A 12,804-nucleotide genomic window follows, 5' to 3' on the forward strand; every position below is an offset into this window, starting at 1 on the left:
TCCGTCTTTCTACAGTCGTAGAAGATACTTCATCAAATTTTAATTGGTTGCGGGGGCCGGATTTGAACCGACGACCTTCGGGTTATGAGCCCGACGAGCTACCAGGCTGCTCCACCCCGCGTCCGTGGATGCGCACTATACTCGGATAGGTTTGTGATGCAACCCCTTTTTCACATAAATCATGATTTTGTATGCAAATTGAACGACACGGCTCTGTTTGGACTATTTTTTGCGCAAAATTTGCCAAAGGGCATGCGATCGCATTTCATTAGCCCTGGCGGTTTGTTATCTTCATCACGCGGAAATGGGCAACTTAAAGACGAGATATAATGAAAGGACGTTGGGCGAAGTATCTGATGGCGGGCGCAATGGTAGCGATTCTTGCGGCCTGTTCTTCCAAACCGACCGATCGCGGTCAACAGTATAAAGACGGGAAGTTATCCCAGCCTTTCTCTTTAGTTAATCAGCCTGATGCCGTCGGCGCACCGATTAATGCCGGTGATTTCTCCGAACAGGTCTACCAGATCCGCAACGCGTCACCGCGTCTGTATGGTACCCAGAGTAGCGTGTATAACGCGGTCCAGGACTGGCTGAAAGCAGGCGGCGATACGCGCAACATGCGCCAGTTTGGTATCGACGCCTGGCAGATGGAAGGGGCCGATAACTACGGCAACGTCCAGTTTACCGGCTACTACACCCCGGTTATCCAGGCACGGCACTCGCGTCAGGGCGAGTTCCAGTACCCGATCTACCGTATGCCGCCAAAACGCGGTCGTCTGCCGTCTCGCGCTGAGATCTACGCCGGTGCGCTAAGCGAAAACTACGTTCTGGCCTACAGCAACTCCCTGATGGATAACTTCATCATGGACGTTCAGGGCAGCGGCTACATTGATTTTGGCGACGGGTCGCCGCTTAACTTCTTCAGCTATTCCGGTAAAAACGGCCACGCCTATCGCAGTATCGGTAAGGTGCTGATCGACCGCGGCGAAGTGAAGAAAGAAGATATGTCGATGCAGGCGATCCGCGAGTGGGGCGAGAAACACAGCGAAGCCGAGGTGCGCGAGCTGCTGGAGCAGAACCCGTCGTTCGTCTTCTTCAAACCGCAAAACTTCGCGCCGGTGAAAGGGGCCAGCGCGATTCCGCTGATTGGCCGCGCGTCGGTAGCATCGGATCGTTCGATTATTCCTGCAGGCACCACGCTGCTGGCTGAAGTCCCTCTGCTGGACAATAACGGCAAGTTCAACGGTCAGTATGAGCTGCGTCTGATGGTGGCGCTGGACGTCGGCGGGGCAATTAAAGGCCAGCACTTCGACATCTATCAGGGTATTGGCCCTGACGCAGGCCATCGCGCGGGCTGGTATAACCACTACGGACGCGTGTGGGTACTGAAGGCGGCGCCGGGTGCTGGAAACGTATTCAGCGGCTGATTGTGATATTCTGAGCACAATACGGATTACTGTTCAGGGTGAGGAAAACCTCACCCTTTTTACATCTGAGGTCTTATGTCTGTGGTAATCAGCGACGCCTGGCGCCAGCGTTTTGGCGGTACGGCACGTTTATATGGTGAAAAAGCCCTGCAGCTGTTTGCGGATGCGCACGTCTGCGTCGTGGGCATTGGTGGTGTGGGGTCGTGGGCGGCAGAAGCGCTGGCGAGAACCGGTATTGGCGCAATTACCCTGATTGACATGGATGACGTTTGCGTCACCAACACTAACCGTCAAATCCATGCGCTGCGTGATAGCGTCGGCCTGGCAAAATCCGAGGTGATGGCGGAGCGTATCCGCCTGATCAACCCGGAGTGCCGCGTGACGGTAATCGACGACTTTGTGACGGCCGATAACGTCGCCGAATACATGAGCAAAGGCTACAGCTATGTGATTGACGCCATCGACAGCGTGCGGCCAAAAGCGGCGCTGATCGCCTACTGCCGTCGCTACAAGGTGCCGCTGGTCACGACGGGCGGTGCGGGCGGGCAAATCGATCCGACGCAGATCCAGGTGGCCGATCTGGCGAAAACGATCCAGGATCCGCTGGCGGCCAAGCTGCGTGAGCGCCTGAAGAGCGACTTCAACGTGGTGAAAAACAGCAAGGGCAAGCTCGGCGTCGACTGCGTGTTCTCGACGGAAGCGCTGGTCTACCCGCAGGCGGATGGCTCAGTCTGCGCGATGAAAAGCACGGCGGAAGGGCCAAAACGAATGGATTGCGCCTCAGGTTTTGGTGCGGCCACCATGGTGACCGCCTCCTTCGGCTTTGTGGCGGTGTCTCACGCCCTCAAGAAAATGATGGCGAAGGCGGAACGTCAGGCCTGAGCCTGGCGTGCGGCATCCAGTACCGCGTCGCTGAGCGCGATCAACCCCTGACCGCGCGAGGCGCTGAGCTGCGCGCGCAGCCCAAGCTCATCAAATAACGCCAGCGGCGAATGTGCCAGCAGTTCCGCCGCGCTTTTCCCTTCCACAGCGGTCAGCAATACGGCCAGCAGGCCCCGGACGATGCGGCCTTCGCTGTCGCCGAAGAAGTGCAGCTTCTCGCCGGAGACGCTCACGCCCAGCCAGACGCGGTTTTCACAGCCTGCGATCTCTTTCGCCTGCGCTTTAAGATCGTCTGAAAGGGCAGGGAGCTGTTTACCCAGCAGGATCAGCTGTCGATATTTATCTTCCCACTGCTGGAGCGGGGCGAAGGTCTGTTTTAAGGTCTCTTCTGTGATGACGGTGCCAAACGGATGTCCGGCTAAAGCAGCGCTAGTCATTAATCCACCAGTATTTCAAGGGCGCGGTCAACTGCGGCAACCAGCGCGTCGACATCGCTTTGGGTATTATACGGCGCAAACGAGGCGCGCAGCGTACCGTTAACGCCAAGCGCCGCCAGCAGCGGCTGGGCGCAGTGCTGTCCGGCACGCAGGGCAATGCCGTACCCGGCCAGCAGCGTCACCATGTCGCTGTGATGTACGCCCGCAAAATCAAAGGCGAGCAGGCTTGAATCCTGAACGCGGAACGAGCGGAAACCCGGGCGCTTTTTGAGTTCTTCCTCTGCCAGCGTCGCCAGCCCCCGGCTCCAGCTTTCAGCCTGAACGATGTCTGTTTCTGCCAGCCACTCCAGCGCCGCGCTTAAGCCAATCACACCCGCCACGTTCGGCGTACCGGCCTCCAGGCGATAGGGAACATCCTGAGTTTTGAAGCCATAGAACGACACTTCGGTGATCATTTTGCCGCCACCCAGCCACGGCGTCATTTTTGCCAGCAGTTTAGGCTTGCCGTACAACGCTCCAATACCGGTTGGCCCGTAGAGCTTATGCCCTGAGAAGGCATAGAAATCGATATCAAGCGCCTGCACATCAGCGGGGAAGTGCACCACGCCCTGAGCGCCGTCGACCATCACCACCATCCCGCTTGCATGGGCAATGCGAATAGCCTGAGCCAGGTCCGGGCAACCTCCCGTGACGTTCGACATCTGTCCGAGCGCCAGAATGCGGCTGCGAGGGGTAATCAGTTCGGGGAGACGGGCCACGTCGGGCAGAAGGTCTGCACCCAGTGGGAGTTTCACCACGCGCGCACCCGTTTGCTCGGCCACCATCAGCCATGGCACAAGGTTGGCGTGATGTTCCGCCTCGCTGACGACGATCTCATCGCCCGGCTGAAGCAGCGGGCGCGCGTAGCACTGGGCCACCATATTGATGGCTTCGGTGGTGCCGCGCGTCCAGACGATGTTTTTCCCGCTTTCGGCATTGATCAGGCGCGCGATCTGATCGCGTGCGGCTTCGTAGCGCGCGGTTAATCGCTGGGCTTCGGCAAACTGGCTGCGATGCACGTTCCCGGCGCTCAGGCTGTAGAACTGCTGCGTGGCCTCAATCACCGCCAGTGGCTTAAGGGCGGTGGCGGCGCTATCCAGGTAAATACCGGCATCGGCGAGGGCCGGAAACTGTGCGCGGAACTGCGCAGGACTGAAAGCGTTCATGGGATTCCTCATTTCAATATAGCGATCGTCGCGCAATTTCAGCGGCAGGGCAAGGAGGTTGATATCTATCAGAATTGTCTGCTTATCCTTACGACCTCAAAAAAGCAGGTTATGCTAAATAGTGTTAGGCGGATGTTTTAGCCTGTTATAAATCGAGGTTTGAATAGCATTAATTGCTAAAGGAGAATAATCATGAATAAGACAGCTGCAATCATTTCTGCCTGTGCGTTTACTTTTGCCCTGAGCGCGTGTTCTGGTAACAACTACGTGATGCACACCAACGATGGTCGTTCTATCGTTTCGGAAGGGAAACCGACTACCGATAATGATACCGGGATGATTTCGTACAAAGATGCTAACGGGAACAAGCAGCAGATCAACCGCACGGACGTGAAAGAGATGAAAGAGATCGAGCATTAACAGATCGCAGGCGAAAAAAAAGCACCGCAAATTGGCGGTGCTACATTAATCACTATGGACAGACAGGGTAAATGTACAGGAAGTGAAAAATTGGTAGCGTTGCTACCGTGGTCTGAATCGCAGACCAATTGCAAACACAACAACACAACATCACAACCGTAAGCCAAAAGCCCTTCAGAACACGCATTCCGAAAAAAGCTCTTCGTTCCGGCTCAGGAAGTGCCGCCACTATAGGTATTTGCTGGTAGTTCCTCAACGGACAAATTATAATGGCTCAGATAAAAAAAACTAATAGGTTAAACGTTGTTTCCTGTTTGTTAAAATCCGTTAACATCTAAGCCAGATAACCATGTCAAAGCGATTGCCACCCCTTAATGCATTACGTGTTTTTGATGCAGCAGCACGTCACCTGAGCTTCACCCGCGCAGCAGATGAGCTTTTTGTGACACAGGCCGCAGTAAGTCACCAAATCAAGTCTCTGGAGGATTTTCTGGGCCTTAAGCTGTTTCGTCGACGCAACCGTTCGTTGCTGTTGACCGAAGAGGGGCAGAGCTATTTTCAGGATATTAAAGAGATTTTTTCCCAGCTTACGGAAGCCACTCGTAAGCTGCAGGCTCGGAGTGCAAAAGGTGCTCTGACCGTCAGTTTATTGCCCAGTTTTGCCATTCATTGGCTGGTGCCAAGACTCTCAAGCTTTAACTCAGCTTATCCGGGGATCGACGTTCGAATCCAGGCTGTAGATCGTCAGGAGGACAAGCTGGCCGATGACGTAGATGTCGCCATTTTTTATGGGCGCGGTAACTGGCCGGGCTTGCGCGTTGAAAAATTATACGCAGAATATCTCCTGCCGGTCTGTTCTCCTCTGCTGTTAACAGGTGAGAAGGCGCTGAAGTCACCCGCTGATCTGGCTCAGCATACGCTTTTGCATGATGCCTCTCGCCGCGACTGGCAAACTTATACCCGTCAATTAGGTCTTACACATATTAACGTGCAGCAGGGACCCATTTTTAGCCACAGTGCGATGGTGTTACAGGCTGCCATTCACGGGCAGGGCGTGGCGTTGGCAAACAACGTCATGGCGCAGTCCGAAATTGAGGCAGGCCGCCTGGTTTGCCCTTTTAATGATGTACTGGTCAGCAAGAATGCGTTTTATCTGGTTTGTCATGACAGTCAGGCAGAACTGGGTAAAATAGCCGCCTTCCGGCAGTGGATACTGGCGAAAGCGGCAACCGAGCAAGAAAAATTCCGCTTCAGGTATGAGCAATAACGTTTGTGTGCCGGGCACGCATTAACTCAGGACTTAAACATGACCAGCCGATTCATGCTGATTTTTGCCGCGGTGAGTGGCTTTATTTTTGTTGCACTGGGCGCCTTTGGCGCACATGTATTAAGCAAGTCTTTAGGCGCAGTAGAGATGGGCTGGATCCAGACCGGCCTTGAATATCAGGCGTTCCACACGCTGGCTATTTTTGGGCTGGCGGTGGCGATGCAGCGTCGTATCAGTATCTGGTTTTACTGGAGCAGCGTGTTTATGGCGCTGGGTACCGTGTTGTTCAGCGGTAGCCTGTACTGCCTTGCGCTCTCACATTTGCGCCTGTGGGCGTTTGTTACACCTGTCGGCGGCTTCAGCTTCCTGGCGGGTTGGGTATTAATGTTTATCGGAGCTATCCGTCTGAAACGCAAGGGCGTTGTTCATGAATAAGGTTGTTTTATATTGTCGCCCGGGGTTTGAGAAAGAGTGCGCCGCGGAAATTACCGATAAAGCGGCGAAGCGCGAAGTCTTCGGCTTTGCCCGCGTAAAAGAAAACGCGGGCTATGTGGTATTCGAGTGCTATCAGCCTGAAGACGCGGACAAGCTGGCGCGCGAGCTGCCGTTCAGCTCGCTGATCTTTGCTCGCCAGATGTTTGTCGCGGGTGAGCTGCTGAAGGATCTTCCGCCGGAAGACCGCATCACGCCTATTGTCGGCATGCTGCAGGGCGTGGTGGAGAAGGGCGGCGATCTGCGCGTTGAAGTGGCGGATACCAACGAAAGTAAAGAGCTGATGAAGTTCTGCCGTAAGTTCACCGTGCCGCTGCGTGCGGCGCTGCGTGATGCGGGCGTGCTGACGAACTACGAAACGCCGAAGCGTCCGGTGGTGCATATCTTCTTTATAGCACCGGGCTGCTGTTATACAGGCTATTCGTACACCACCAACAACTCTCCCTTCTTTATGGGTATTCCGCGTTTGCGCTTCCCGTCCGATGCGCCAAGCCGTTCCACGCTCAAGCTGGAGGAGGCGTTCCACGTTTTTATCCCGGCAGATGAGTGGGATGAGCGTCTGGCAAACGGCATGTACGCCGTCGACCTTGGCGCGTGCCCGGGCGGCTGGACCTATCAGCTGGTGAAACGCAATATGTGGGTATCGTCCGTTGATAACGGTCCAATGGCGCAAAGCCTGATGGACACCGGGCAGGTCACATGGCTGCGTGAAGACGGATTCCGCTATCGCCCGAACCGTAACAACATCTCGTGGATGGTGTGCGATATGGTTGAGAAACCGGCAAAAGTGGCCGCGCTGATGGCCTCCTGGCTGGTCAACGGCTGGTGTCGTGAGACCATTTTCAACCTCAAGCTGCCGATGAAAAAGCGCTATGAGGAAGTGTCGCAGAACCTGGCCTATATTCAGGAGCAGATGGATGAACACGGAATTAACGTGGAGATCCAGGCGCGTCAGCTGTACCACGACCGTGAAGAGGTGACGGTGCATATTCGTCGCTGGTGGGCTGCGGTCGGCGGACGTCGCGACGAGCGATAGTCCGCTGATTGCCCTCACCCCGGTCCTCTCCCAAAGGGGCGAGGAGGAAAAGACCGCACCGAGAAATTCCCTCTCCCCCATGGGGAGAGGGTTAGGGGGAGGGGATATTAACGTTCTAACCGCAGCTGCTGTAAATTCCCGTCCAGCTGCAAATCCGTCTGTAGCGTTGCGATTTCCCGACAGATAAACGCCATCTCCTTTTGCGTCTCCAGCTTCTTGCGCCACTTTTCCGGTACCTCATCCAGACGGGCGTAAATCCCTTCCAGACTCTGAAAATCGGTCAGCAGCTGCGCGGCGCTCTTTGGCCCAATACCGGCGACACCCGGAACTTTAGAACTGCTGATGCCTGCCAGCCCCCAGTAGTCCGGCAGTTGCTCGGGCGAGACGCCGAACTCGCTGGCAATAAACGGCGCGTCCAGCCAGCGTTTTTGAAAATAGTCGCGAATGCGGATAGTCGGGGAGAGCAGCTGGCAGTAGCCTTTGTCAGTTGAAACGATAGTGGCCTGATGCCCGGCGCTTGCCACCTTTACGGCCAGGGTGGCCGCGAGATCGTCGGCTTCATTTCCCTGTGCACCCCAGCATGGAACGCCACGCTGTTCAAATGCAGCGCGCAGCATGGGCAACTCAGCGTGAAGATCGTCCGGCATCGGGGCGCGTCCGGCTTTGTAGTCAGGTAGACGCTGGTGTCGCCAGCCCGTGTTGCGGGCTTCGTCATCAAATACCGCGACCGCATGGGTGGGCTCACTGTGGCGGATAAGCTGTTCCAGCGCGTGCAGACAGGTGTCTTTACAAGGCGTCCCCTGTACCGCATGGATACGGCGGATCAGGTTAAGAGCATCGACGATAAGTAAATGAACGGCCACAGATAATCTCCCTTCTATCTCATGCGTAAAGGGTAACACTGTCAGCAGCGTGAAACTATGAATGGTGGGGAAAACAGGAAGAAGCCTCGCAAAACGAGGCTTCCTGAGGGGCTTAATCGCAGGTCACGATCTTCATCGCCAGGCCGCCGCGAGAGGTTTCGCGGTATTTGGCGTTCATATCTTTACCTGTTTCGTACATGGTTTCGATAACCTTATCGAGACAGACGCGCGGCTCGCTGGTGCGGCGCAGCGCCATACGTGCCGCGTTCACCGCCTTCACTGAGGCAATCGCGTTACGTTCGATGCACGGCACCTGTACCTGTCCGGCAACCGGGTCACAGGTCAGTCCCAGGTTATGTTCCATGCCGATTTCCGCAGCAATGCACACCTGTGTCGGGCTTGCACCCAGCAGTTCGGCCAGACCCGCCGCCGCCATGGAGCACGCCACGCCGACTTCACCCTGACAGCCCACTTCCGCACCGGAAATAGACGCGTTCATCTTATACAGCGAACCAATCGCACTGGCGACCAGCAGGTAGCGCGCCAGCGAGTTCGCGTTCACTTCTCGGATAAACTTGTCGTAGTACGCCAGCACCGCCGGAACGATACCGCAGGCGCCGTTAGTCGGCGCGGTGACCACGCGGCCCCCTGCGGCGTTCTCTTCGTTTACCGCCAGGGCGAACATGTTGATCCAGTCTACAACGGCCATCGGGTCCGTCGTCGTTTTGTCGGTGCTCACCAGCATACGGCGCAGCGCTGCAGCACGACGCGGTACGCGAAGCTTGCCCGGCAGAACGCCTTCGGTGGTGATCCCGCGCTCAATACCGCCGCGCATCACTTCCCAGACGTTAGCGAAGTGCTGTTCGAGCTCTTCTTTACTGTGAAGTGCCAGCTCGTTTTTCATCATCAGGCCGGAGAGGGAAAGGCCCGTCTCCTGACAGTGACGCTGAAGATCCGCCGCCGTTTTGTACGGATACGGCACTTCGACAGAAGAGGTATTGGTTTGACCAAAGTGGTCTTCGTCGACGATGAAGCCGCCGCCGATAGAGTAATACGTCTGGCTGTATACCGCTTTGTCGCCGGCCAGCGCGGTAATGCGCATGCCGTTTTCGTGCAGCGACAGGTTGTCCGCATGGAAATTCATGCAGTGGTCAACCGGGAATTCAACCTCATGCTCACCGTTCGCCAGCAGCAGGCGACCGTGGGTGTTCACATCCTGGATGAAGCCAGGGATCGCATCAATATCAACGGTATCCGGCAGGTTTCCCGCCAGGCCCATGATAATGGCGATATCGGTATGGTGGCCTTTCCCGGTCAGGGAAAGCGAGCCGTATACATCGACAACCACGCGGGTAACGTCATGCAAGATGCCGCGTGCAATCAAGTCATCCGTGAACTGCTTACCGGCTTTCATTGGTCCGACGGTGTGAGAGCTGGAAGGACCAATACCGATTTTGAAGATATCGAATACGCTAATCATGATGCGTCCATTGCTTTCAGTCAGAGAGGGAGGAGTGCGCCGTCCGAAGTCGGCGCGGGTGATAATCAGAACATGGTGTACAGGGAGTAGAAGATCGCAGAGATTGCGATAAGACCCATGATAACCACAAAGACGTTGCTCACATGACCGCTGTACTTGCGCATAGCAGGGACTTTCTGAATCGCGTACATCGGCATCAGGAACAGAATCATCGCGATGACCGGGCCGCCCAGGGTTTCAATCATGCCCAGGATGCTTGGGTTCAGGGTCGCTACCGCCCAGGTGGTGAGCAGCATGAACAGTGCAGTGATTTTGTTCAGCTTGTTGATTTCAATGCTCTTGCCTTTACCGCGCAGAGATTTAATCACCATACCGTTGAAGCCTTCACGCGCGCCGAGGTAGTGGCCCAGGAAGGATTTGGTGATGGCGATCATCGCGATGATCGGTGCCATCCACGCAATCAGCGGTGCGTTAAAGTGGTTCGCCAGGTAAGACAGAATAGAGATGTTCTGCTCTTTCGCTGCCGCCAGGTCCGCCGGGGAGAGGCTCAGTACGCAGCTGAAGACGAAGAACATAACGGTCAGCACCATCATGACGTGAGCGCGTGCCAGAATGCTGGAGCACTTCTTCTCTGCGCCATTACCGTACTCTTCACGTTTCGCCACGGCGAAAGAGGAGATGATAGGAGAGTGGTTGAAGGAGAAGACCATAACCGGGATCGCCAGCCACAGGGTCATCAGCAGGCCGTTACCGGTTGCCGATGCGCTGCTCAGGGAAAGGGTTTCCAGCGCTGCACCGTTCCACTGTGGGATCAGGTAGCAGGCCAGCAGCATCAGTGCGGCCACAAACGGGAACACCAGTACGCTCATCGCCTTCACAATCATCTGCTCACCGAAGCGCACGATGGTCATCATGCCGACAATCAGGATCAGAGACAGGATGGCACGCGGTGGCGGCGTCATGTGCAGCTGGTGCAGCATGAAGCTTTCAACGGTGTTGGTGATCGCCACGCTGTAAACCAACAGGATAGGGTAAATCGCGAAGAAGTAGAGCAGGGTAATCAGTTTACCTGCGCCCACGCCGAAATGCTCTTCAACCACTTCAGTGATGTCTTCACCCGGGTTTTTACCGGACAGCACGAAGCGGGTCAAACCGCGGTGTGCGAAGAAGGTCATCGGGAAAGCAATGATAGCCATGATGATCAGCGGAATCAGACCGCCGACGCCTGCGTTGATAGGAAGGAACAGTACACCAGCGCCGATTGCCGTGCCGTAAAGGCCAAGCATCCACATGGTATCCGTTTTGCGCCAACCACTTCGGGATTCAATCGAAGCAACGGTGCTGGTTTGAGTGGTTTCCATCTGTATCTCCTGGAGGAAGCGAATTGTCAGGTTTTTAGTCAAATCCGATGAAAAAGTGCCTGACGGTAATATGAAATTCGTTCAGTGACGGTTTTTTAATAATTTTTGCCCGTAACTATTGGCGGGCGGAAAGATACATTCTAGTTATGAATCTATCAGTGATCCTGATCCCAAATGCAATAATCCACTTATGATGTGGGCATCTTTAGACCATTTATCTGTTAAAAAAACACCAAAGAGAATTTACGGGCGCGAAGGCTACCACCAACGACATGTGAGCTGAAAGACTGACCCGTGATATAGGTGTCTTTAGCTGTAAAGAAAGGGGTTTTTAGTATTTTCTGACGGGTAATTTAGATTAAGGCTGATAATTTACGGTTGAGAAAACAAGGTAATCGTTTGCGTTTGTGCATAGTTTGTTAAAGACATAAGTGATTCGTATGAATTACATCGGGAATAAAAAAAAGCCGGGACGCGCAACAGGGCGACCCGGCTTTGATGAGATATCGCTAAGCGTTATGTGCAGATTTCGTAGCAAGGAATATAGGCTGAGCCTGGCAGCTTCATGCGGTGCTGGGCGACAAAGCCCTGCAGCATGTCGTCCATGCGGCGCATCATCTCCGGGTCACCGTGGATCTTGTACGGACCGTACTGTTCAATGGCGCGGATGCCCATCTCTTTCACGTTGCCCGCGACAATACCGGAGAAGGCGCGACGCAGATCGGCAGCCAGGACTTCCACCGGCTGGTCCGGGTAGAGTTTCAGGTTCGCCATATTTTCGTGAGTTGGCTCGAACGGGATCTGCAGGTCTGGCGCAATACGGATTGACCAGTTAAAGCTGTACGCATCGCCGGTATCGCGACGGTTCTCCTTCACCAGCGGCATCGCTTTTTTCATCTGGCGCGCCACTTCCGCGGCATCGTCAATGATGATGCGATAGTGACGACGTGCGGCTTCACCCAGCGTGTGCACGATAAACTCGTCCAGCACGCGGAAGTAGTCGGCGCTCTCTTTTGGCCCGGTCAGGATCAGCGGCAGAACCTGATCCTTGTTGGCGGGGTTCATCAGAATACCCAGCAGATAGAGCAGCTCTTCCGCTGTCCCCACGCCGCCCGGGAAGATGATAATGCCGTGGGCGATACGGACAAACGCTTCAAGACGCTTCTCAATATCCGGCATGATAATCAGCTCATTAACCAGCGGGTTAGGTGGCTCAGCGGCGATGATGGACGGTTCGGTCATGCCGATAAAGCGTCCCTCTTTATAACGCTGTTGCGCATGCCCAACCGCCGCTCCTTTCATTGGTGCTTCCATCGCACCCGGACCGCAGCCGGTACAGATATTCAGCTCACGCAGGCCGAGCTGGGTGCCCACCCGACGCGCATAAAGGTATTCAGTTTCGTTAATGGAGTGGCCGCCCCAGCAGACGACCATGTTCGGCGCTTCGCCAACGTGCAGGGCACGGGCGTTACGCAAAATGGAGAACACCAGGTTGGTGATATGGACCGAGCTTTCCAGGTCGAGATGCTGGAAACGGCCTGCGTTGTGGATCTGCCCGTTAACAAACAGAATGTCACGCAGCACGGCAAACAGGTTAGCCTGAAGTGAACGGATGATGCGCCCGTCGACAAAGGCCTCTTCCGGCGGGTTGATGACTTCAAGCTTCACGCCACGCTCGCGGCGCAGCACGTTGATATCAAAGCTTTCGAAGCGGGACAGCAGTTCTTTACTGTTATCTGTCAGGCTTCCGGAGTTCAGAACGGCAAGTGAACAGTTACGAAACAGTTGATAAAGATCGCTGCTGGCCGTGCGCTTAAGCATGTCCACTTCCAGCTGCGACAACATATCCATTGAGCCAAGCGGGCTAATATGTGTAATCAAGTGAGCTCCTTACGGGACGATTATCGTCTTTCCCTGTTGATTACAATAGCCCT

Annotated in this window: 12 protein-coding genes and 1 tRNA gene; 6 read left to right on the forward strand and 7 right to left on the reverse strand. The window is 55.2% G+C overall.

What is annotated here, in order from left to right; translation table 11 throughout:
- Positions 1–44 precede the first annotated feature (44 nt).
- A tRNA-Met gene (locus tag ACMWLG_RS14285) sits at positions 45–121 on the reverse strand.
- 208 nt (positions 122–329) lie between these two features.
- Between ACMWLG_RS14285 and mltA the strand changes: the two genes are divergently transcribed.
- A complete protein-coding gene (gene mltA, locus ACMWLG_RS14290; RefSeq protein WP_045404156.1) occupies positions 330–1,427 on the forward strand; it encodes a murein transglycosylase A in 1,098 nt (365 codons plus the stop codon).
- 75 nt (positions 1,428–1,502) lie between these two features.
- Complete coding sequence (gene tcdA / locus ACMWLG_RS14295; RefSeq protein ID WP_008499651.1) at positions 1,503–2,309, forward strand: tRNA cyclic N6-threonylcarbamoyladenosine(37) synthase TcdA; 807 nt, start codon at positions 1,503–1,505, stop codon at positions 2,307–2,309.
- Here tcdA and csdE read toward each other — a convergent pair.
- Entirely contained in the window at positions 2,300–2,746 is a 447-nt protein-coding gene (csdE, locus tag ACMWLG_RS14300; protein WP_023333259.1) for a cysteine desulfurase sulfur acceptor subunit CsdE, read from the reverse strand. The two genes, tcdA and csdE, sit on opposite strands and share 10 nt — an antisense overlap.
- Positions 2,746–3,951 carry a cysteine desulfurase CsdA gene (gene csdA, locus ACMWLG_RS14305; RefSeq protein ID WP_045404157.1) on the reverse strand — a complete coding sequence of 402 codons (1,206 nt, stop codon included), beginning with the start codon at positions 3,949–3,951 and terminating at the stop codon, positions 2,746–2,748. Before csdA ends, csdE begins: the two co-directional genes overlap by 1 nt.
- Positions 3,952–4,143: 192 nt before the next feature.
- Here csdA and ACMWLG_RS14310 point away from each other — a divergent pair, with 192 nt between their 5' ends.
- From ACMWLG_RS14310 to rlmM, 4 genes are all read left to right on the forward strand, one after another.
- The gene (locus ACMWLG_RS14310) at positions 4,144–4,371 is read left to right on the forward strand and encodes a YgdI/YgdR family lipoprotein (RefSeq protein ID WP_008499648.1); all 228 of its coding nucleotides are present in this window, start codon (positions 4,144–4,146) and stop codon (positions 4,369–4,371) included.
- 349 nt (positions 4,372–4,720) lie between these two features.
- Positions 4,721–5,638 carry a glycine cleavage system transcriptional regulator GcvA gene (gcvA, locus tag ACMWLG_RS14315; RefSeq protein ID WP_023309032.1) on the forward strand — a complete coding sequence of 306 codons (918 nt, stop codon included), beginning with the start codon at positions 4,721–4,723 and terminating at the stop codon, positions 5,636–5,638.
- A gap of 39 nt (positions 5,639–5,677) precedes the next feature.
- The gene (locus ACMWLG_RS14320; protein WP_023309031.1) at positions 5,678–6,073 is read left to right on the forward strand and encodes a DUF423 domain-containing protein; all 396 of its coding nucleotides are present in this window, start codon (positions 5,678–5,680) and stop codon (positions 6,071–6,073) included.
- A complete protein-coding gene (gene rlmM, locus ACMWLG_RS14325; RefSeq protein ID WP_023309030.1) occupies positions 6,066–7,166 on the forward strand; it encodes a 23S rRNA (cytidine(2498)-2'-O)-methyltransferase RlmM in 1,101 nt (366 codons plus the stop codon). The genes ACMWLG_RS14320 and rlmM overlap by 8 nt, the downstream gene beginning before the upstream one ends.
- Before the next feature lie 107 nt (positions 7,167–7,273).
- Here rlmM and xni read toward each other — a convergent pair whose 3' ends face one another.
- The 4 genes from xni to ppnN form a co-directional block, all read right to left on the reverse strand.
- Positions 7,274–8,029 carry a flap endonuclease Xni gene (xni, locus tag ACMWLG_RS14330; RefSeq protein WP_045620001.1) on the reverse strand — a complete coding sequence of 252 codons (756 nt, stop codon included), beginning with the start codon at positions 8,027–8,029 and terminating at the stop codon, positions 7,274–7,276.
- Positions 8,030–8,141: 112 nt separating this feature from the next.
- On the reverse strand, positions 8,142–9,509 hold the full coding sequence (gene sdaB / locus ACMWLG_RS14335; protein WP_045404159.1) for an L-serine ammonia-lyase II: 1,368 nt from the start codon (positions 9,507–9,509) through the stop codon (positions 8,142–8,144).
- A gap of 65 nt (positions 9,510–9,574) precedes the next feature.
- Positions 9,575–10,870 carry an HAAAP family serine/threonine permease gene (locus tag ACMWLG_RS14340; protein WP_045404160.1) on the reverse strand — a complete coding sequence of 432 codons (1,296 nt, stop codon included), beginning with the start codon at positions 10,868–10,870 and terminating at the stop codon, positions 9,575–9,577.
- Between the two features lie 516 nt (positions 10,871–11,386).
- Positions 11,387–12,751 carry a nucleotide 5'-monophosphate nucleosidase PpnN gene (ppnN, locus tag ACMWLG_RS14345; RefSeq protein WP_023309027.1) on the reverse strand — a complete coding sequence of 455 codons (1,365 nt, stop codon included), beginning with the start codon at positions 12,749–12,751 and terminating at the stop codon, positions 11,387–11,389.
- Positions 12,752–12,804: the final 53 nt, after the last annotated feature.

This window comes from Enterobacter sp. 01-M-02-SI-ECC, from assembly GCF_047530595.1.
GTDB lineage: Bacteria > Pseudomonadota > Gammaproteobacteria > Enterobacterales > Enterobacteriaceae > Enterobacter > Enterobacter cloacae_M.

Bases quoted from the DNA above. Each gene is read 5' to 3' on its own strand.
- mltA (WP_045404156.1), top strand. From the start codon at position 330: ATGAAAGGACGTTGGGCGAAGTATCTGATGGCGGGCGCAATGGTAGCG.
- tcdA (WP_008499651.1), top strand. From the start codon at position 1,503: ATGTCTGTGGTAATCAGCGACGCCTGGCGCCAGCGTTTTGGCGGTACG.
- csdE (WP_023333259.1), bottom strand. From the start codon at position 2,746: ATGACTAGCGCTGCTTTAGCCGGACATCCGTTTGGCACCGTCATCACA.
- csdA (WP_045404157.1), bottom strand. From the start codon at position 3,951: ATGAACGCTTTCAGTCCTGCGCAGTTCCGCGCACAGTTTCCGGCCCTC.
- ACMWLG_RS14310 (WP_008499648.1), top strand. From the start codon at position 4,144: ATGAATAAGACAGCTGCAATCATTTCTGCCTGTGCGTTTACTTTTGCC.
- gcvA (WP_023309032.1), top strand. From the start codon at position 4,721: ATGTCAAAGCGATTGCCACCCCTTAATGCATTACGTGTTTTTGATGCA.
- ACMWLG_RS14320 (WP_023309031.1), top strand. From the start codon at position 5,678: ATGACCAGCCGATTCATGCTGATTTTTGCCGCGGTGAGTGGCTTTATT.
- rlmM (WP_023309030.1), top strand. From the start codon at position 6,066: ATGAATAAGGTTGTTTTATATTGTCGCCCGGGGTTTGAGAAAGAGTGC.
- sdaB (WP_045404159.1), bottom strand. From the start codon at position 9,509: ATGATTAGCGTATTCGATATCTTCAAAATCGGTATTGGTCCTTCCAGC.
- ACMWLG_RS14340 (WP_045404160.1), bottom strand. From the start codon at position 10,870: ATGGAAACCACTCAAACCAGCACCGTTGCTTCGATTGAATCCCGAAGT.